The organism is Elioraea sp. Yellowstone (genome assembly GCF_006704265.1).
Classification (GTDB): Bacteria; Pseudomonadota; Alphaproteobacteria; order Acetobacterales; family Acetobacteraceae; genus Elioraea.
Genome location: NZ_VIKA01000064.1, coordinates 1 through 18,518, shown reverse-complemented (window position 1 = coordinate 18,518; position 18,518 = coordinate 1). Strand labels below are relative to the sequence as shown.

Genomic DNA, 18,518 nt, shown 5'->3' with positions numbered 1-18,518 from the left:
CGGGCGCGGCGGGCCGGGCGACGCGGCGCGGCCCGCGCGGCCCGTCCGGCGTGATGGCGACGCTGTGCCCCTCGGCGAGCAGGCGCCGGAGCTCGCGGAACGCCTCGACGCCGCCGCGCGAGCTGCTGCCATGCACCACCTCGACGCCGAGCCGGGCGACGACATCCCCGATCATCCGCCCGTCCCGGTGCCGGCTGACCAGCACCGCGCAGCGCATCGCCCCCGGGCCGGGTTCGCCGGGGACGCGGTGCGTCCAGGTGAACACCATCAGCGGCAGCTGGTCGTGCCAGAACGCGCCGATCGCCGGCACGCCCGACTCCCAGATGGCGCGGAGGTGCTCACGTCCCTCGATGCGCCAGCGCGTGGTGCGGTGGACGAGGCGCAGCCAGACCGCGATCGCGGTCGCGCCGAGGGCAAGCGCGCGCGGATGGCGCAGGAGGCGCTTGAACATGCGAGGGGCCGGGTCAGGCCGCTCTGTGGTCCGGAACGCGCATCACAGCCGCGCGAGTAACATGGCTTGGATCGCCTGCCAAATCCTGTACCGCCCCCCCCCCCCCGCATCCAGCCGGTTGAGTGGGCGTCCGACGCCATGAAGGGTCAAGCGATCGACGCGGAAGCGAAGACCGGGGATTGGTTTCGGTTGCTTGCGATGCGATATCATTGAGTAAGTGCGGAAGACGGAGCTACCCTGTGCCGGCCATCGACGAGGACCTGATTCGCAAACGGGCGCTGGAAACGGCACGCAAATACGGTGCGAAGCGCGTTGAGGTCGAGGAGCACGAGGACCTCGACGGGAGCCCTGTGATCGATGTGATCATCCGCTATCCCACCACGACCAAACTGCAGATGACGGAGGAACTCGCGCTGTTGAGCGCAGCGTTGCGTGAGTTCCTCCGCGCGCGCGGCGACGACCGCTGGCTTCAAGTCTGGCATCGAGTCAGCGGCACCGGGGGCGACGAGTTGAATGTCGACTTTGCAGCGGATCTTCCTAGTGGTTCGCCGCCGACGCGCCGTAATCGGTAAGCTGCGACCGCGGGCCGCTGATGGCTCTCGCAGACGATCTGCTGGACGTCGCGTCCGGACTCATTCCCAGCGGCCCGGGACGGTCCTCGCAGGCGCGCCTTCGGCGAGCGATCAGTACAGCGTACTACTCCGTCTTCCATGCTCTTGCCAAAAGCAATGCAGACCTGCTCGTGGCTGCGAGGCCGGGGGTGCTGGAGAGAGCGTGGGCACAGGCCTATCGGGCGCTCCAGCATGCTGCTTTTGAAGACGGCAAGCGGCGCAAGACCCTCAAAACGTTTCCGGCCACAGTCCAAACGTTCGTCGACAAGTTCGAGGAACTCCGTCGCCAGAGACTTCGGGCGGACTATGATCCGAATGCCAGCTTCACGCGATCCGATGCTATCGCGTCAATCATCATAGCACGTCACGCCTTGTTACTTCTCGGGCGGCAACAGCGCCGGGACCTACGTGCGCTGGCCGTCCTCACGCTCCTACCGCAACGATAGGCAGTTACTCTGCCGCGCGTTCGATGGGCGCCAAGCGTTCGAGCAGGATCTCGGCACAGCGACGCCAGGAGAACCCTTCGGCGAAGCGGCGGCAGGCGTCGCGGTCGAGCCCGAGTGCCGCACGCGCCGCGGCGGCCAGATCGTCGTCGAGCACGCCGACCGCTGCGCCGTCGATCACGTCCTTCGGACCGGTCACCGGGAAGGCCGCGACCGGCGTGCCGCAGGCGAGCGCCTCGACGATCACGAGGCCGAAGGTGTCGGTCAGCGAGGGGAAGACGAACACGTCGGCCTCGGCGTAGGCGGCGGCGAGCTCCTCGCCGAACTTGGCGCCGAGGAAATGGGCGTCGGGGAAGCGCCGCTCGAGCGCCGGGCGGGCCGGACCGTCGCCCACCACCACCTTCGAGCCGGGCAGGTCGAGGGCGAGGAACGCCTCGATGTTCTTCTCGACCGCGACCCTGCCGACATAGAGGAACACCGGGCGCGGCAGGTTCAGGGCGCCGCGTGCGCGCGGGCGGAACAGGCCGAGATCGACCCCGCGCGTCCAGGCGGCGACGTTGCGGAAGCCGCGCGCGACCAGCTCCTCGCGCAGGCTCGCGGTCGCGGTCAGCACCGCCGACGAGGGGCGATGGAAGCGGCGCATCACCGCCCAGGTCAGCCCGAGCGGCACGCCGAGCCGCGCCTTCAGATACTCCGGGAAGCGGGTGTGGAAGGCGGTGGTGAAGGGCCAGCCGCGGCGGAGACAAAGCCGGCGGGCCGCGAGGCCGAGCGGGCCCTCGGTGGCGATGTGGATCGCATCGGGAGCGAAATCGTCGATGATGGCGCGCAGCCGCCGCCCGGGCAGGATCGCGAGTCGCACATCAGGTTCGGTGGGCGCGGCGATGGTGCGGAAACGGTCGGGGCCGACCACCTCGACGACGTGCCCCATTTGCGCAAGCTCGTCGCGCACGGTGGCAAGCGTGCGCACCACGCCGTTCACCTGCGGCATCCAGGCATCCGAGACGATCAGGATCCGCACGGGGCCGGCCGGGGTGAACCAGGGCAGCGCCTCGTCGCGCCGGGCACGTCTACGCCGGAGCAAGGGAAGCGGCGCGCGTGGACGCATTCCAGAACGACAACCGGTTCTCCGCCGCCCAGTCCACCAGTTCGAGCCTGCCGTCGGCATGTTCGACCAGCGCGGTGCAGGACTCCACCCAGTCGCCATCGTTCATGTAGGCGATACCGTCCACCTCGCGGATCGCGGCATGGTGGATGTGGCCGCACACCACACCGTCGCAGCCGCGCCGGCGCGCCTCGGCGGCGAGCGCCGCCTCGAAGCGGTCGATCGCCTTCACCGCCTCCTTCACCTGGCGCTTCAGCCAGGCCGAGAGCGACCAGTAGGGATAGCCGAGACGGCGGCGCGCGGCGTTGAACCAGCGGTTCAGGACCAGCGCGCAGGTATAGGCCCAGTCGCCCAGCACCGCGAGGAAACGCGCGTAGCGCACCACCGAGTCGAACTCGTCGCCGTGCATCACCAGCAGCCGCCGCCCGTCGGCGGTGACATGCTCGGCGTCGCGGCGAAGCCGCACCCCCGCGAACTCCATCGGCATCCAGGCGCGGAACAGCTCGTCGTGGTTGCCGGGGATGTAGGTGACCTGCGTGCCGGTGCGGGCCTTGGCAAGGATGACGCGCAGGATCTCGTCGTGGGTCTCGTCCCAGTACCAGGATCGGCGCAGGCGCCAGCCATCCACCACGTCGCCGACGAGGTAGAGCTGCCGGCACTCGGTGCGGCGCAGGAAGTCCAGCAGGAAGTCGGAACGGCAGCCGCGCGTGCCGAGGTGCAGATCGGAAATGAAGACCGCACGGTAAGTTCGGCTGCTCAGCGGCGCATTCATGCGCGCGGCACTCCATTCGTCGCTTCGCTATGCCCCTCTACCCAAGCTTTCCCGTGGGTTGCCATGAAGATTTCATGAAACGTATCAGCAATCACGTGTAATGATCTGGCCGCTTCTCTGTCATCGGGGTGTCATCGTCTGTGGATATCTTGTCCGGTTGTGGCGTCGGGCGCGACGCATGCGGTCGCGCATGCTGGTGATCTTCAACCCGGCTGCTGGGGTGCGGCGGCGCCGGCGTTTCGAGCGCGTCGCCGGCGCCCTGGCGGAAGCGGGAATTCGCTTCACTGTCGCGGACACGACGGCACCCGGCCACGCCGAGGCGCTCGCGCGCGAGGCGGTGGCGGCGGGCGAGCGGGTGGTGGTCGCCGCCGGCGGCGACGGCACGATCGCCGAGGTGGTGAACGGGATCGCCGGCAGCGAGGTACGGCTCGGCGTGATCCCGATCGGCACGGCGAACGTGTTCGCGCACGAGCTCGGCCTGCCGTTCGGTGCGGCGGCGATCGCCGCGTCGCTGAAGCGCGGGACGGCGCGGCTTGTCATTCCGGGGTCCGCACATTTTCCCGACGGACGGACCCGGCTGTTCGTGCAGATGCTGGGGGTCGGGCTCGATGCCGCCGTGGTGGCGTCGCTGAACGGCGCGCTGAAGCGGCGCATCGGCAAGGGCGCCTACGTGGTCGAGACGCTGCGCCAGATCGCCGCCTGGCCCTTTCCCCGCCTCAGGCTGATGCTGGACGGCACGCCGGGCGAGGCCGCGCAGGTGATCGCGACCAAGGGGCGGTTCTACGGCGGCCGCTTCGTGCTCGCCCCGGAAGCGGCGCCCGACGCGGCCGGGCTCTCGGTCTGCGTGTTCCTCCGCGGCGGCTGGTGGTCGGCGGTTCGGGCCGGGGTCGCGCTGCCGTTGGGACTCCTGCCGGGCCTGGACGGACTGATGCGCCGGCGGGTCGCGGCGCTGGAGGTCGCGGCACCTTCCGGGCTGCCGGTGCAAGCCGACGGCGACCTGATCGGTGCGACACCGGTGACGGTCACGGATGCAGCCACGCGGATCCCGGTCGTGGCGGCGTGACGCGATTGCACCGTCGCGGTCGGCCTCCTAGGCTTGACCCGCTCACGCAACGGAGACCGACGATGCGCTTCCCCATGGCTGTGCTCGCAGCGACCCTGGCCTTCGCGTCCGTCGCAGCCGATACCGACGCCAAGGCCTTCCGCTTCGCCACCACGTCGGACGCCGCGACGCTTGATCCGCACGCCAACAACGCCTTCTTCACCTACCTGATCACCGGCCAGATCTACGAGCCGCTGGTGGACCGCGGCGACGACCTGAAGGTCATGCCTGGGCTGGCACTGCGCTGGGAACGGGTCGAGCCGACGCGCTGGCGCTTCTGGCTGCGCGAGGGCGTGCGCTTCCACAACGGCAACGCATTCGACGCCGACGACGTGGTGTTCTCGATCGCGCGCGCGACCTCGCCGACCTCGAACTTCACGATCTATGTCGACACGGTGGAACGGGCCGAGAAGGTGTCGCCCTATGTCGTCGATCTGGTCACCCGCGTGCCCGATGCCGTGATCCCCGACAAGCTCACGCGCGTGCTCATGATGGACAAGGAATGGTCGGAGGCGAACGGCGCCGCCCGGCCGCAGAACCTGCGCGACCGCGAGGAGACCTTCGCCGCGCGCAACGCCAACGGCACCGGCCCCTTCATGCTCCGGTCGCGCGAGCCCGACGTGCGCACCGTGCTCGCGCGCAACCCCGACTGGTGGGGCGGGCCGGCAGGGCCGACCGACGTCACCGAGTGGCAGCACGTGGTGATCGCCTCGGATGCGACGCGCATCGCCGCGCTGCTCTCGGGCGAGGTCGATTTCGTGCACACCGTGCCGCACCAGGATGTCGCACGGCTGCAGCGCGACCAGCGCCTCAAGGTGCTGGTGGGGCAGGAGAACCGCACGATGTGGCTCGCGATGGATCAGGAGCGCGACGAACTCGGCTCCTCCAACATCCGCGGCCGCAACCCGTTCAAGGACGCGCGCGTGCGCGAGGCGGTGGCGATCTCGATCGACATGGAGGCGATCCGCACCCGTGTGCTGCGCGGCCTCGCCGTCCCGACCGCCAGCATGTGGACGCAGTTCGTCACCGGCTACGATCCGGCCTATGCGACGCGGCCGGCGGTGGATCGCGAGCGCGCCAAGCGCCTGCTCGCCGAGGCGGGCTATCCGGACGGGTTCGAGGTCGCGCTCGACTGCCCGGCCGGCGCGTATGACGGCGTCTGCCAGGCGGCCGCGGCGATGCTGGCGCAGATCGGCATCCGCGTGCGGCTCGAGGTGATGCCGAACAGCGTGTTCATCCAGAAGATCCGCGAGGGGCGGTCGAGCTTCTACGGCCTCACCTGGGGCGTGCCGACCTTCGATGCGCTCTACACGCTGCGCGGCATCATGATGACGCGCGGCCAGGCGGGTGGCGGCTCATGGAACTGGGGCGGCTATTCGAACCCGCGTGTCGATGCGCTGATCCGCGAGATCGAGGCCGCGACCGACCCGGAGAAGCGCACCGCGCTGATCCACGAGGCGCAGCGCGTGCACAACGGCGAGTTCGGCCACATTCCGCTCTACCACCTGATGATCCCGTTCGCGATGAAGGCCAACATCGTGGTCACGCACCGCGCCGACAACCTGGTGTTCGGCAGGTCGGTGCGCGTCGAGTAGCGCCGCTCAGAACCGCCCGGTCCAGACCGAGGCCGCCCAGACCAAGGCGGCGAGCGCTGCGCCGCCGCTTGCCGCCATGCCTGGGGTGCGCGCGAGCGGATCGAGCGCGTAGCCGGCCCAGAACACCAGGCGGCCGGTGGCGAACACGAGGGCGAGGGCGAGCACGCCGGACAGATCCGCCGCTGCCGCCGCGGCAGCCAGCAGGGAGGGCGCGAACACCGCGAGCTGCTCCACCGTGTTGGCGATCGCGCGCCGGTTGATCGTCAGGGCACGGCTGTCGCCTCCCGCCGTCGGGTCGAGCGCACCGGTCGTGAAACGCAGGCCCATCTGCACGAGCAGCATGGCGGCGAGCACCGCGATTCCCGGCAACAGCGCGGCGGCGGCGAGCGCGATCCGGTCCGCCGCCGTGGCCGCGGTCGGCACGGGCAGGAGGGACTGGAGCGCGACGAACAGAGCAAGCCCGCCGCCCAGCCCGAGGCCGGCAAGCCCGACCTGGAACAGCCGCGACTGCAGCGGGCCGGTCACGCGGCCATGCCCTGCCGCCCCATCTCGAGGAACTTCTCCTGGCGCATCGCTACCAGGGCGGCGCCGTCGCGGCCGGAGAGGGCCGCCAGTGCGGCGGCGATCGCCTCGCCCGTCGCGGCGATCGTCGCCGCCGGGTCGCGGTGCGCCCCGCCCAGAGGCTCGGCGACCACCGCATCGATCAGCCCCAGCCGCTCGAGATCGGCCGCCGTCAGCTTCAGCGCCTCGGCCGCGGCCTCGGCCTGGGCCGCGTCGCGCCAGAGGATCGAGGCGCAGCCCTCGGGGCTGATCACGCTGTAGATCGCATGCTCCAACATCAGCACGCGATCGGCGGTTGCGAGCGCGATCGCGCCCCCCGAGCCCCCCTCGCCGATGATGGTGGCGACGATCGGCACCGGCGCGGCGAGACAGGCCTCGATCGAGCGTGCGATCGCCTCGGCCTGGCCGCGCGCCTCCGCGTCGATCCCGGGATAGGCCCCGGGCGTGTCGACGAAGGTGAGGATGGGCAGGCGGAACCGGCCGGCGAGCTCGATGATGCGGCGCGCCTTGCGGTAGCCCTCCGGGCGGCTCATGCCGAAATTGTGCGCGACCCGGCTCTCGGTGTCGTCGCCCTTCTCGGTCCCCAGCACGGCGACGGCGCGGCCGCGGAACCGCCCGAGGCCCGCCAGCACCGCGCGGTCATCGGCGAAGCCGCGGTCACCGGCGAGCGGGACGAAGTCCTCGATCAGGCCCTCGACGAAGTGGCGCGCGTGCGGCCGCGCCGGGTGACGCGCGACCTGGGTCTTCTGCCAGGGCGTGAGCTTAGCGTAGGTGCTGGCGAGCAGCTTCTCGACCTTCTCGCCGAGCCGCGCGATCTCGTCGGCTATGTCCACCTCGGGGCTGTCGGGCAGGCGACGCAGCTCCTCGATCTTGCCCTCGAGCTCGGCGATCGGCTTCTCGAAGTCCAGGAAGTGGCGCATGGGGCGAGCGCGTAGCATATCGGGCCGGCGCCGGTAAGCGGCGCGCCCGGCCTTGAACCGCGCCATGGCGGGGCGGTATGCGTGGGGCGGGCCGGCTTAGCTCAGCTGGCAGAGCACCTGATTTGTAATCAGGGGGTCGGGGGTTCGAGCCCCTCAGCCGGCACCATACAATACGTTGACATCATGAAAGAAACGACGGTGCGTCGGGGCGCGCATGCGGCAATCGTCGGCGATCGCGGAGCCGCGCGGAGGCTCTGGACGGTCTGCCCAGGACAAGCGTGAAACGGCCACTTATACCCTCCGCACAAAGGTCAAACCCTTGTGCTCCGGGTATGAGAGGTCGGCAGATACCGACGATACCCTGGAACCCGCCAGGGGCGGCGCAGGACCAGCGCGCCCTCCGGCGCCGCTGGCGCCGATCCAGCCGGCGAGGCGCGCGCCGAGGACCGGATCGGCGAGCTCCGCCCGTCCCCGGGGCGAAGGTGGCCTTCGCATCGGCGCCGGCGCTACCGCTCCGCGTCCTTCGCCTTCACCACCTTGCGCGGCTCACGCGACAGGCCGCGCGCGGCGAGCTCGTCGAGATAGCGCGCCCAGCGCGTCTCGTATTCGCGACCGAGGCGGTAGAGGTAGTCCCAGGAGTAGATGCCGGTGTCGTGCAGGTCGTCGAAGACGATGCGCACGGCGTAGTTGCCGACCGGCTCGACCTTCAGGATGCCGACATGCCTGCGGCCCCAGACCAGCACCTTCTGGTCCGGCGCGTGGCCCTGCACCTCGGCCGAGGGGCTTTCGACGCGCAGATACTCGGCGGGCAGCACGAAGCGGGCACCGTCGTCGAAGGTGACGGTGAGCGTCCGCTCCGCCTTGGAGGCGCGGATTTCGACGGGGATCGGCATCAGCCCGCCTTCGGCGGCGGGGCGGGCGCCTCCAGCGGCCGCGCCTCGTCGGGCAGCATGATCGGGATGCCGTCACGGATCGGGTAGGCGAGCCCGGCGCGCTCGCTCACCAGCTCGCCGCGCTCGCGGTCGTAGCGCAGCGGGCCCTTGGTCAGCGGGCAGACCAGGATCTCGAGCAGACGGGGATCGACCTCGGTCATCATCGCACCTTCAGGACAGGGGCTGGCCGGGCTCCGGCCCCGGCCCGCCATGTGCGCCCATCTCGATCAGCGCGAGCAGCATCGCGGCGCGCGCATCGAGCGTCGGCGCCTCCAGAAGCGCCTGCTTCTCGCGCGGCTCGAACGGGCAGATCATGCAGAGCGTGGTCACCAGCGCGGCATCGGGCGTGTCCTTCACCGCCTGCCAGTTGGCGTCGATCGCGCGGGCGCGGAAGTAGGCGCGCAAGGCGCGTTCCAGCCGCGCGCGATCGAGCGCGGGGCGCGCCGCGAGATCCAGATCCTCCGCGAACCCGGCATAGTCCGCACGCACCCGCCGGTAGCCGCGCCGCATCGCCAGTTCCGCCGCCACGCGGTAGCGGATGATGCCGGTGAGCGTGATCAGGAGCCGCCCGTCCTCGGTCTCGCTGAAGGCCGAGAGCCGGCCGAGGCAGCCCACGCGGTAGAGCGCCGGGCCGTTCGGCCCGGGAGGCTCGGCCGGGTTGGGCTGGATCATGCCGAACATCCGCCCCTCGGCCAGCGAATCGAGCGTCATCGCGAGGTAGCGCGGCTCGAAGATGTTCAGCGGCAGCCGGCCCTGCGGCAGGAGCAGCGCGCCGGTGAGCGGGAAGACCGCGAACTCGCTCGGCAGGTCCTCGTAGGCAGGGTGCCAGGCGGAGGCGACCGCCACGGGACGGGTCAGCTGAACAGCAGGGCGGAGAGGCGCCGGCGCGCCGCCACCGTGACGTCGTCGGACAGTCCCCAGGCCTCGAAGAACTTGAGGAGCTGAAGCCGTGCCGCGTCGTCGTTCCACCCGCGGTCGCGCCGGATGATCTGCAGCAGCTGCTCGGCCGCCTCCTCGCGCTTGCCGAGCGCATTGAGCGCCACCGCATAGTCGAAGCGCGCCTGATGGTCGTCGGCATTGGCGGCGAGACGGGCCTGCAGGGCCGCGATCTGGCCCTGGGCCTCGCGCCCCTTCTCGGCGAGTTCGAGCGCCGACTTCACGCCCTGGATCTCGGCATGGCTCTCGACGTTGGCGGGCAGGGTCGCGACGAGGGCCTTGGCCTCCTCGGTGCGGCCGAGCGCGATCAGGGCGCGGCCCAGGAGCCCGATCGCCTCGGCGTTGTCGGGCTCCTGGGCGAGCAGGGCCTGCAGGATCTCCGCGGCCTCGCCGTGGTTGCCCTGCGCGGCGGCCTCCCTGGCCGCGGCGATCAGATCGGCCGCCGGCATGGTGCCGCCCGCCATCTGCACCAGCCGCTCCACCCACGCCTTCACCTGGCTCTCAGGCAGCGCGCCCTGGAACCCGTCCACCGGCTGACCCTGGTAGAACGCATAGACCGTGGGGACGGACTGGATGCGCAGCTGCGCGGCGAGGCGCTGGTTCTTGTCGATGTCGACCTTGACCAGCCGCACGCGCCCGCCCGCCCCGCGCACGACGCGCTCCAGGATCGGGGTGAGCTGCTTGCAGGGCCCGCACCAAGTGGCCCAGAAGTCGACGATCACCGGCACCTCGCGGCTGGCCTGGATCACGTCGGCGACGAAGGAGGCCTCGGTCGCCTCGGAAACCGGGTCGGGAGCGGCGGCGGCGTTGGCGCCGCCCTTCTGGGGGTCGAAGATGATGTCCATTGCCTTCCGCGCGCCTCTGTTCGCGTCGATGGGGCCGGCTGCGCCGGCGGTGCCGGCCCGCCCATAACATGACCCCGGCCGGGGCGCGAACAAGGGCGGATCAGGCGGCGGCGGTATCCAGCGCGTCGAGGGCGACCAGGCGCGGGACGTGGCCGGTGGCGGCGAGGAAGGCGCGGAACCCCTCGGGCGTCACCGAAGTGGTCGCCTCGTTGGTCAGCGGATGGGCGTTGATGCGCGCGTAGCGGCCGGAGAGCAGGGCGTCGTCGAGCACGAACTCGACCCGGTGCCCGGTATCGTTGATCAGCGCGAAGGGGGTCACCGCGCCGGGGATCACGCCGAGCAGCGCGGCCAGTTCCTCGGCCGAGGCGAAGGACATGCGCGGCACGCCGAGCGCGCGGGCGAGCGCGCCCACCGGCACGCGCCGGTGCTCGAGCATGGTGACGAGCCGGAACGCGCCCTGCTTGTCCTTGAGGAACAGGTTCTTCACATGCGCCCCCGGGATGGTCTCGTGGAGGCGCAGTTCCCTGGTCTGCTCGACCGTGAAGACGGGCTTGTGCCAGAGGGTGGTCTGGTCGATGCCGAGTTCGGCGAGACGGTCGAGCAGGTCCTGGGGCGCGAGCGGCATGATGCCGGGATAGGGCCTTCCCGCGCGGCCGGCAACCGGCGCGCTACCGCCGCACCTCCATCTTGATCGGCCCCTCGCTCGATCCCCTCACGAACTGATCGACATAGGGGTTGCCGCTCTCGCGGATCGCATGGGCGGGGCCGACCCAGATGATCTTGCCGCCGTGGATCATCGCCACCGTGTCGCCGATGCGCTGCGCCGAGGCCATGTCGTGGGTGATCGAGAAGGCGGTGGCGCCCAGCCGCTTCACCTGCGCGACGATCAGCGCGTCGATGATCGCGCCCATGATCGGATCGAGCCCGGTGGTGGGCTCGTCGAAGAACATGATGTCGGGCCGTGCGGCGATCGCGCGCGCCAGCGCCACGCGCTTCTGCATCCCGCCCGACAGCTCGGCCGGCGAGAGATCGGCGACATCCGGCCCGAGCCCGACCTGGGCGAGGATCTCGATCGCGCGCGGCTTCGCCTCGGCGCGGCGCATCATCCGGCGCGCAAGCAGGCCGAAGGCGACATTCTCCCACACCGGCAGCGAATCGAACAGCGCGCCCTGCTGGAACAGCATGCCGATATGCGCATTCACCGCCTCGCGCTCTGACCGTGACATCGTCAGAACGTTGCGGCCGTCGATCTCGATCGTGCCGGCATCGGGCTCGATCAGGCCGAGGATGCACTTGATCAGCACCGACTTGCCCGAACCCGACCCGCCGATCACGACCATGCCGCGCCCTGCCGGCACGTCGAGGTCGAGCGAATCGAGCACGCGCTTCGGCCCGAACGCCTTGCTGAGCCCGCGGATGCGGATCTTCGGGGCGGCCTCGCTCATCGCGCGAAGAAGAGCTCGGTGATCACGTAGTTGAAGGTGAGGATCAGGATCGAGGCGGACACCACCGCGTTGGTGGTCGCCGCGCCCACCCCCTGCGCGCCGCCCTTCGAGTGGTAGCCCTGGTAGCAGCCCATCAGCGCGATCACGAAGCCGAACACCGCCGCCTTGACCAGGCCCGAGATCACGTCCTGCGCCTCGAGGAACTCCCAGGTGCGCGCCATGTAGGTGCCGGGGTTGAACTCGAGCTTGGCGACGCCGACGATGAAGCCGCCGAGCACGCCGAGGATGTCGGCCACCACGACCAGCATCGGCAGCACCACGGTCGCCGCGACGACGCGCGGCACCACCAGGTACTTCATCGGGTTGGTGGAGAGCGTGGTGAGCGCGTCGATCTGGTCGGTCACGCGCATCGTGCCGAGTTCGGCCGCGATCGCCGCGCCGATGCGCCCCGCCACCATCAGCCCCGCCAGCACGGGACCGAGCTCGCGCGTGATCGACAGCACGACCACGGTCGCGACCGCCCCCTCGGCCGAGAAGCGCGCGAAGCCGGTGTAGGACTGCAGCGCCAGCACCATGCCGGAGAAGATCGCCGTCAGCGCCACCACCGGCAGCGAGAAGTAGCCGATCTCGAGCATCTGTCGGAGAAGGAGGCGCGGATAGAAGGGCGGGCGCACGATGTGGCTGACCGCCTGGAGGGCGAAGAGCGTCACCCCACCGGCCGCGGAGAGCACGGCGAACAGGCCGCGCCCGATCGCGGCGAGCAGATCGAGGAGCGCGGTCACGCCTGCCCGCGATAGTACCGGCGGTAACGCGCGCCGAGCGCGGTCAGGATCTCGTAGGCGTTGGTCCCCGCCCGCTCCGCCACCGCGTCGGGCGGCAGGTCGGGGCCGAGCAGGCGGACCCATCCGCCGGCGGCGGCCTCGGGCGCGTCGGTCACGTCGAAGGTGAGGAGATCCATCGAGACCCGGCCTGCGAGCGGCACCTGGCGGCCGGCGACGAGACCCACGCCGCGGCCTGACAGGCTGCGTAGATAGCCATCCGCATAGCCGGCGGCAACCGTGGCGATGCGCGCGGGCCGCGCAGCCACCCACGTGGAGTTGTAGCCCACGCTCTCGCCCGCCTCGATGTCCCGCACCTGGAGGATGCGCGCCTCGAGCGTGACCGCGGTGCGCATGGGGTTGGGGTGGCCCGGCGTCGGGTTGATGCCGTAGAGCGCCGCGCCGGGCCGCGCGAGATCGGAGGCGGCGAGCGGCCCGAGGAAGATCCCAGAGGAGTTCGCGACCGAGGTGGGGACCGGCGGCAGCATCGCCCGCAGCGCGTCGAAGCGGCGCACCTGTTCCCGGTTCAGCGGGTTCTCCGGCTCCTCGCTCGCGACGAAGTGCGTCATCACGTAGCGGAGATCGAGTGCGGCGAACGCGGCCGGGTCCTGCGCGACCCGCTCGACCTCGCGCCGGCCGAGGCCGAGCCGGTTCATGCCCGTGTCGATCTGCAGGATCGCCGGGAGCCGTTCGCTGCGCGCGGCGGCGCAGGCGCGCCAGCGCTCGAGCGCGGCCGGTTCGTTCAGCACCGGCACGATCCCCGACGCTGCCGCCTCCGCCTCCGCACCCGCGACCAGGCCGTTCAGCACCCCGAGCAGCACCGCGCGGGGCACGACCGCGCGCAGCGCGAGCGCCTCCTCGAGCGTGGCGACGAAGACGTGGCGCGCGCCCTCGGCGATGAGCCGGCGCGCGACCGGCGCGGCGCCGAGCCCGTAGGCGTCGGCCTTCACCACCGCCGCGACGGGGCCCGAGGGATGGCGGCGGACGAGGTCGCGCCAGTTCGCCGCGATCGCGTCGAGGTCGATCGCGAGGACCGCGCTCGCCGTCCCCTCAGTCGGCGTCATGCGCGCCGTGGTGGCGGTCCAGATCCGCGAAGCGGGTGAACTCGGCCTCGAAGAACAGCTCGATCCTGCCGGTCGGCCCGTGGCGCTGCTTGGCGAGGTTGAGCTCGGCGACGTTGTGCACGCGCTCCATGTCGGCGATCCATTTCGCGTGCGCCTCGTCGAACTTCGCCTGGTTGTCGTAGGCCATCAGCTTCGGCTCGCGCTGGGCGAGATAGTACTCGTCCCGGTAGAGGAACATCACCACGTCCGCGTCCTGCTCGATCGTTCCCGATTCGCGCAGATCCGCGAGCTGCGGGCGCTTGTCCTCGCGGCTCTCGACCGCGCGCGAGAGCTGGCTGAGCGCCAGCACCGGCACGGCAAGCTCCTTGGCGATCGCCTTAAGCCCCTGGGTGATCTGGCTGATCTCGAGCACGCGGTTCTCGGGCCGCGTGCCGGGCGCGGGACGCAGGAGCTGGAGGTAGTCCACCACGACCAGGCCGAGCCCCTGGGTGCGCTTCAGCCGACGGCAGCGCGTGCGCAACGCGCTGATCGACAGGGCCGGCGTGTCGTCGATCATGATCGGCAGCGCGGCGATCCGGCGCGAGCACTCGACGAAACGCTCGAAGTCGCGCGCGGCGATCTCGCCGCGGCGGATGCGGTCGGCCGAGACGCGCGCCTCCTCGGCAAGCAGCCGCGTGGCGAGCTGCTCGGCGCTCATCTCGAGCGAGAAGAAGGCGACCGCCGCCGGTGCGCGGCCGCTGCCCGCCTCGCGCGCCTCCGCGGCAAGCGCGCGCGCCGCGCCGAAGGCGATGCAGGTCGCGAGCGAGGTCTTGCCCATGCCCGGACGGCCGGCGAGGATGATCAGGTCGGAGGCATGCAGCCCGCCGAGCTTGGCGTCGAGGTCGCGCAGGCCGGTGGCGAGGCCGGAGACGTGGCCGGAGCGCTTGAACGCGCGCTCCGCCCCCTCGACCGCCTGGGCGAGCGCGCGCTCGAAGCTGACGAAGCCGCCATCGGCAGATCCTTTTGCTGCCAGATCGAACAGCGCCTGCTCGGCCGCCTCGATCTGCTGCGGCGCGTCCAGCCCCTCGGCATCGCCGAAGGCGCGGTTCACCACCTCCTCGCCGATGTCGACGAGCTGGCGGCGAAGATAGCAGTGGTAGACCTCGCGCCCGTACTCGCCGGCGTTCACGACGCCGACCGTGGCGCCGACGAGCTGGGCGAGATACGCCGTGCCGCCGACCTCCTCGAGCAGCCCGTCGTTCTCGAGCTCGCCCTTCAGCGTCACCGCGTCGGCGAGCTGGCCGCGGTCGATGCGCCGCGCGATCGCGGCGAAGATGCGCCCGTGCACCGGGTCGGCGAAGTGCTCGGGGGCGAGGAAGTCCGAGACGCGCTCGTAGGCCTTGTTGTTGGCGAGCAGCGCGCCGAGCAGCGCCTGCTCGGCCTCGAGGTTCTGCGGCGGGCTGCGCAGCGCAAGCCCGAGCAGCGCATCGCCCGGCGCGGAGTCGCGCGCGCGCATCGGCGAGATCGTGCCGGTCGGCATGGGTCAGGCGTCTCCCCTGGCAGCGGCGGCGACCTTAGCGCGTCGGCGCGCGCGCGGGAGGGAAGAAGGACTCACAGCCCTGTGGATACCGGGGATGCCGCGCGCCGCGCCGCCGCCGCCTCGGCCTCGACGATGTAGTCGCGCGTGAGCGGCACCGCATCCTGCCGGTGCGCGAGCTGCGCCTGCCAGACGAAGTGGCTCTGGTGGCGGAAGGCGAGCTCGCAGGCGACGAGATAGAACTCCCACATGCGGCAGAAGCGCTCGTCGTAGATCGCCGCGATCGCGTCGCGATTGCGCAGGAAGCGCTCGCGCCAGTGCCGCAGCGTCTCGGCGTAGTGCAGGCGCAGCGTCTCGAGATCGGTGAGCAGCAGGCGCGACCGCTCGATCGCCGGCAGGACCTCGGAGAGCGCCGGGGAGTAGCCGCCCGGGAAGATGTACTTGCGCAGCCAGGCATTGGTGACGCCCGGTCCGTCCGGCCGGCCGATCGCGTGGATCAGCGCGACCCCGTCGGGCGCGAGCGCGCGCGCGACCGCACGGAAGAAGGCGTCGTAGTGCGGCAGGCCGACATGCTCGAACATGCCGACCGAGACGATGCGGTCGTAGGTTCCGGTGACCTCGCGGTAGTCCTGCAGGCGGAAGCGTACCCGGTCGGACAGGCCTTCGGCCTGGGCGCGCGCGTTCGACTCGCGGTGCTGCTCCGCCGAGAGCGTGATGCCGGTCACGTCCGCGCCCCACTCCCGGGCGAGCGTGAGCGCGAGCCCGCCCCAGCCCGAGCCGATGTCGAGCACCCGCAAGCCGGGCCGCGTCAGCAGGAGCTTCGCGGCGATGTGACGCTTCTTCGCCGCCTGCGCCTCCTCCAGCGTCTCGTCGCCGCGCGGGAAATAGGCGCAGGAGTACTGGCGGTCGCGGTCGAGGAAGAGGCTGTAGAGCCGGCCCGAGAGATCGTAGTGGTGCGCGACGTTGTGCTTCGCCCGCCCGATCGGGTTGGTCTGCTGCAGCCGCCTCATCCAGGTGCCGACGCGCTCCAGCGCGGTCATGAACGGATGGCCGCCGCCGCGCTCCAGGTTCAGCATCAGCAGGTCGAGCAGCCCGTAGAGCGAGCCGCCCTCGACCGTCAGAACCCCGTCCATCCAGGCCTCGCCGAAGCGCAGGCCCGGGTTCAGCGCGATGCGGGTGGCCGCGGCGCGGTCATGCAGGCGGATGCGCGCTTCCGGCCCGGACTCGCGGCCGGCATAGGTGGTGACGGTGCCGTCCGGCCAGACCACGGTCAGCCGGCCGATCACGACGATGCGCTTCAGCAGGGTGTCGAGCAGCCGCATCGGCCCATGTCCACTCCCGGTCGGCAGGCTGGCCCGCCGCCGGCGCGTCAGGGTCCGGCGCGGCGCCTGCGGTCGACACGCGGTGTCGACTCGACCGGAATCATAGGCCGACACCCGCCCCGCGGCCAAGGCGACCGCGCGGGTGGGCGGATCAGAGCTCGGGCTGCTCGCCGGTGCCCGCCGGCGCGGCGCCGGGCTCGAACAGCGCCTCGGCGATCAGCGCCTCCTCCTCGGCGGCGCCGAGCACGGTCTCGCCGCGCGCCTGGCGCTCGGCCTCCTCCTGGGTGCGGGCGACGTTCACGGTGACGGTGATGATCACCTCGGGGTGCAGCATCACGCGCACCTGGTGCAGACCGAGCGCCTTGATCGGATGGTCGAGCAGGACCTGCTGGCGCGCGATGGTCAGGCCGTTCTGCGTCGTCGCATCGGCGATGTCGCGCGCCGAGACCGAGCCGTAGAGCTGGCCGCCCTCGCCCGCCTGGCGCAGCATCACCACCGTGAGCCCGGCGACGCGCTCGGCGACCCTCAGCGCCTCCTCGCGGCGCTTCAGGTTCTGCGCCTCGAGCTGGGCGCGCTCGGCCTCGAACCGGGCGAGGTTCTCCTTGGTGGCCCGGATCGCCTTCTTCTGCGGCAGGAGGTAGTTGCGGGCATAGCCCGGCTTCACCCTCACCACCTCGCCCATCTGGCCGAGCTTCTCGACCCGCTGCAGCAGGATCACGTCCATCTCAGTCCTCCGGGGGCGTGAGCCCCGTGCCAGGGCGCGGCCCGCGGCCGCGCAGGTTGAGGAAGTGCTCGGCCAGGCCGAGCGCCGCGAGGCCGAGCCCCACGGGAATCAGGAACAGCACCAGCGCGAGGTAGAGCCCGCCGAGCAGCACCGGCCGGCCGGGCCGCCCCCGGCTCAGCACATGCGCCACCGCGAGGCCCTGCAGCGCCAGCGGCACGGCGAGCACCATCGCCGCCGACTGCACGGCGAACCCCGCGCCGCCCGGCACCACGAGTGCCGCCAGCCCCGCCGCGAGCGCGAGCTTCCAGTACCAGCCGGGCAGCAGCGCCAGCGACCAGCGCGCCGGTGCGGCGACCGCGAGACCGCGGCCCTGCACCAGGCGTTGCGCGATCGCCGCGTTCATGGTCATGACGATGCCGAACCAGAGCGCGAAGGCGAGCGGCTTGATGCGCACCATCAGCGCCGCGACCTCCTCCGTGTCCGATCCCGGCGCAGCTCCCATGCGCGCCAGCGCATCCTCGACCGCCGTCCGCAGCACGCCGGAGAACCCGCCCGGCCGCGCGGCGAAGGCCAACTCGGCGCCCAGCAGCAGCGCCGCCGGCCACAGCGCGAGCAGCGCGAAGGGCAGCGCCAGCCCGAGCGTCCCGCCGGGTGCGGCCGGCAGCGCCAGCCGCAGCATCAGCACCGACGGCAGCGCGAAGAGGATCGCCCAGGCCAGCGCTCCAGGCACCCCGCCCGAGACCAGCGTCACGAGAGCGCCGACCAGCGCCGCCTGCGCCGCGGTCGCCCAGCCGAAGCCGAGCCCCGCCGCGAACAGCGGGAAGGGCGCGAACCAGAACGCCACGGTGCCGAGCGGCAGGCCGCGCAAGGCGGCCAGCGCCAGCAGCGCGGAGACGAGTCCCGCCGCCAGCGTCGCCGTGGTGCGCAGCGTCATCGCGTCCGCCGTCCGTCGCCATCGCCCATGCCCGCGATCCGGCAGCCGGACCGCGGCCGCGCCTCAGGTGTTGATCACGTAGGGCAGAAGCGCGAGGAAGCGCGCCCGCTTGATCGCCACCGCGAGGGCGCGCTGCTTCTTGGCCGAGACCGCGGTGATGCGCGAGGGCACGATCTTGCCGCGCTCGCTGATGTAGCGGCTGAGCAGCTTCACGTCCTTGTAGTCGATCGCCGGCGCGTTCGGCCCGCTGAACGGGCAGGACTTGCGGCGGCGGTAGAACGGCCGGCGCGCGCCGACGGCGGTGCGCCGCATGGCCGGGGTGATCGTCTCGGTGCTGTCGATCATGGCTCAGTCTCCGGTGGTCTCGCGCGCCGCCCGCTCGGCCCGCTCGCCCCGCGGCAGGCGCGCGCCGCGCTCGCCGCGGC

General features: G+C 71.5%; 21 protein-coding genes and 1 tRNA gene. 4 read left to right on the top strand and 18 right to left on the bottom strand.

Annotation, left to right across the window (positions count from 1 at the left end):
• The coding region (locus tag FK498_RS10625; protein ID WP_141854335.1) for a lysophospholipid acyltransferase family protein at positions 1 to 451 on the bottom strand (451 nt) is incomplete at its 3' end.
• 239 nt (positions 452 to 690) lie between these two features.
• On the opposite strand from FK498_RS10625, the gene FK498_RS10620 reads away from it, so the two are divergent.
• The gene (locus FK498_RS10620) at positions 691 to 1,023 is read left to right on the top strand and encodes a hypothetical protein (RefSeq protein WP_141854333.1); all 333 of its coding nucleotides are present in this window, start codon (positions 691 to 693) and stop codon (positions 1,021 to 1,023) included.
• A 489-nt stretch (positions 1,024 to 1,512) separates the two neighbouring features.
• On the opposite strand, the gene FK498_RS10615 is transcribed toward FK498_RS10620, so the two are convergent.
• Together FK498_RS10615 and FK498_RS10610 are read right to left on the bottom strand one after the other, a co-directional pair.
• On the bottom strand, positions 1,513 to 2,523 hold the full coding sequence (locus FK498_RS10615; protein WP_141854341.1) for a glycosyltransferase family 1 protein: 1,011 nt from the start codon (positions 2,521 to 2,523) through the stop codon (positions 1,513 to 1,515).
• Between the two features lie 49 nt (positions 2,524 to 2,572).
• Complete coding sequence (locus FK498_RS10610) at positions 2,573 to 3,379, bottom strand: UDP-2,3-diacylglucosamine diphosphatase (RefSeq protein WP_141854331.1); 807 nt, start codon at positions 3,377 to 3,379, stop codon at positions 2,573 to 2,575.
• A gap of 178 nt (positions 3,380 to 3,557) precedes the next feature.
• Here FK498_RS10610 and FK498_RS10605 point away from each other — a divergent pair, with 178 nt between their 5' ends.
• Together FK498_RS10605 and FK498_RS10600 are read left to right on the top strand one after the other, a co-directional pair.
• Positions 3,558 to 4,442 (top strand): diacylglycerol kinase family protein, encoded by an 885-nt coding sequence (locus tag FK498_RS10605; RefSeq protein WP_161988384.1) that lies wholly within the window; start codon positions 3,558 to 3,560, stop codon positions 4,440 to 4,442.
• 74 nt (positions 4,443 to 4,516) lie between these two features.
• On the top strand, positions 4,517 to 6,076 hold the full coding sequence (locus FK498_RS10600; RefSeq protein WP_202614811.1) for an ABC transporter substrate-binding protein: 1,560 nt from the start codon (positions 4,517 to 4,519) through the stop codon (positions 6,074 to 6,076).
• Between the two features lie 6 nt (positions 6,077 to 6,082).
• Here the strand turns inward: FK498_RS10600 and FK498_RS10595 are convergent, their stop codons facing one another.
• Positions 6,083 to 6,601: an MAPEG family protein gene (locus tag FK498_RS10595; RefSeq protein WP_141854325.1), complete on the bottom strand. Its 519-nt coding sequence runs from the start codon at positions 6,599 to 6,601 to the stop codon at positions 6,083 to 6,085.
• On the bottom strand, positions 6,598 to 7,557 hold the full coding sequence (locus FK498_RS10590) for an acetyl-CoA carboxylase carboxyltransferase subunit alpha (RefSeq protein WP_141854323.1): 960 nt from the start codon (positions 7,555 to 7,557) through the stop codon (positions 6,598 to 6,600). The genes FK498_RS10595 and FK498_RS10590 overlap by 4 nt, the downstream gene beginning before the upstream one ends.
• Before the next feature lie 90 nt (positions 7,558 to 7,647).
• Between FK498_RS10590 and FK498_RS10585 the strand changes: the two genes are divergently transcribed.
• Positions 7,648 to 7,723 (top strand) — tRNA-Thr (locus tag FK498_RS10585).
• A gap of 340 nt (positions 7,724 to 8,063) precedes the next feature.
• Here FK498_RS10585 and FK498_RS10580 read toward each other — a convergent pair.
• From FK498_RS10580 to rpsR, 13 genes are all read right to left on the bottom strand, one after another.
• On the bottom strand, positions 8,064 to 8,450 hold the full coding sequence (locus tag FK498_RS10580; protein WP_141854321.1) for a gamma-butyrobetaine hydroxylase-like domain-containing protein: 387 nt from the start codon (positions 8,448 to 8,450) through the stop codon (positions 8,064 to 8,066).
• Entirely contained in the window at positions 8,450 to 8,650 is a 201-nt protein-coding gene (locus FK498_RS10575) for a Trm112 family protein (RefSeq protein WP_141854319.1), read from the bottom strand. Before FK498_RS10575 ends, FK498_RS10580 begins: the two co-directional genes overlap by 1 nt.
• A 10-nt stretch (positions 8,651 to 8,660) precedes the next feature.
• Positions 8,661 to 9,335: an LON peptidase substrate-binding domain-containing protein gene (locus FK498_RS10570; protein ID WP_141854317.1), complete on the bottom strand. Its 675-nt coding sequence runs from the start codon at positions 9,333 to 9,335 to the stop codon at positions 8,661 to 8,663.
• An 8-nt stretch (positions 9,336 to 9,343) separates the two neighbouring features.
• A complete protein-coding gene (gene trxA, locus FK498_RS10565; RefSeq protein ID WP_141854314.1) occupies positions 9,344 to 10,270 on the bottom strand; it encodes a thioredoxin in 927 nt (308 codons plus the stop codon).
• A gap of 100 nt (positions 10,271 to 10,370) precedes the next feature.
• Entirely contained in the window at positions 10,371 to 10,895 is a 525-nt protein-coding gene (locus FK498_RS10560; protein WP_141854312.1) for a prolyl-tRNA synthetase associated domain-containing protein, read from the bottom strand.
• A 43-nt stretch (positions 10,896 to 10,938) separates the two neighbouring features.
• Positions 10,939 to 11,715 (bottom strand): ABC transporter ATP-binding protein, encoded by a 777-nt coding sequence (locus tag FK498_RS10555; protein ID WP_141854310.1) that lies wholly within the window; start codon positions 11,713 to 11,715, stop codon positions 10,939 to 10,941.
• A complete protein-coding gene (locus FK498_RS10550) occupies positions 11,712 to 12,497 on the bottom strand; it encodes an ABC transporter permease (RefSeq protein WP_202614810.1) in 786 nt (261 codons plus the stop codon). The genes FK498_RS10555 and FK498_RS10550 overlap by 4 nt, the downstream gene beginning before the upstream one ends.
• Complete coding sequence (alr, locus tag FK498_RS10545) at positions 12,494 to 13,597, bottom strand: alanine racemase (protein ID WP_141854308.1); 1,104 nt, start codon at positions 13,595 to 13,597, stop codon at positions 12,494 to 12,496. Before alr ends, FK498_RS10550 begins: the two co-directional genes overlap by 4 nt.
• Complete coding sequence (locus FK498_RS10540; protein ID WP_237560912.1) at positions 13,584 to 15,116, bottom strand: replicative DNA helicase; 1,533 nt, start codon at positions 15,114 to 15,116, stop codon at positions 13,584 to 13,586. Before FK498_RS10540 ends, alr begins: the two co-directional genes overlap by 14 nt.
• Before the next feature lie 71 nt (positions 15,117 to 15,187).
• Positions 15,188 to 16,435, bottom strand: coding sequence for a cyclopropane-fatty-acyl-phospholipid synthase family protein (locus FK498_RS10535; protein WP_141854306.1), 1,248 nt, complete (start codon positions 16,433 to 16,435; stop codon positions 15,188 to 15,190).
• 151 nt (positions 16,436 to 16,586) lie between these two features.
• On the bottom strand, positions 16,587 to 17,159 hold the full coding sequence (gene rplI, locus FK498_RS10530; protein WP_141854304.1) for a 50S ribosomal protein L9: 573 nt from the start codon (positions 17,157 to 17,159) through the stop codon (positions 16,587 to 16,589).
• Position 17,160: 1 nt separating this feature from the next.
• Positions 17,161 to 18,093 (bottom strand): DUF2232 domain-containing protein, encoded by a 933-nt coding sequence (locus tag FK498_RS10525; RefSeq protein ID WP_141854302.1) that lies wholly within the window; start codon positions 18,091 to 18,093, stop codon positions 17,161 to 17,163.
• A 63-nt stretch (positions 18,094 to 18,156) separates the two neighbouring features.
• Positions 18,157 to 18,438 carry a 30S ribosomal protein S18 gene (rpsR, locus tag FK498_RS10520; RefSeq protein WP_141854300.1) on the bottom strand — a complete coding sequence of 94 codons (282 nt, stop codon included), beginning with the start codon at positions 18,436 to 18,438 and terminating at the stop codon, positions 18,157 to 18,159.
• Between the last annotated feature and the right edge of the window lie 80 nt (positions 18,439 to 18,518).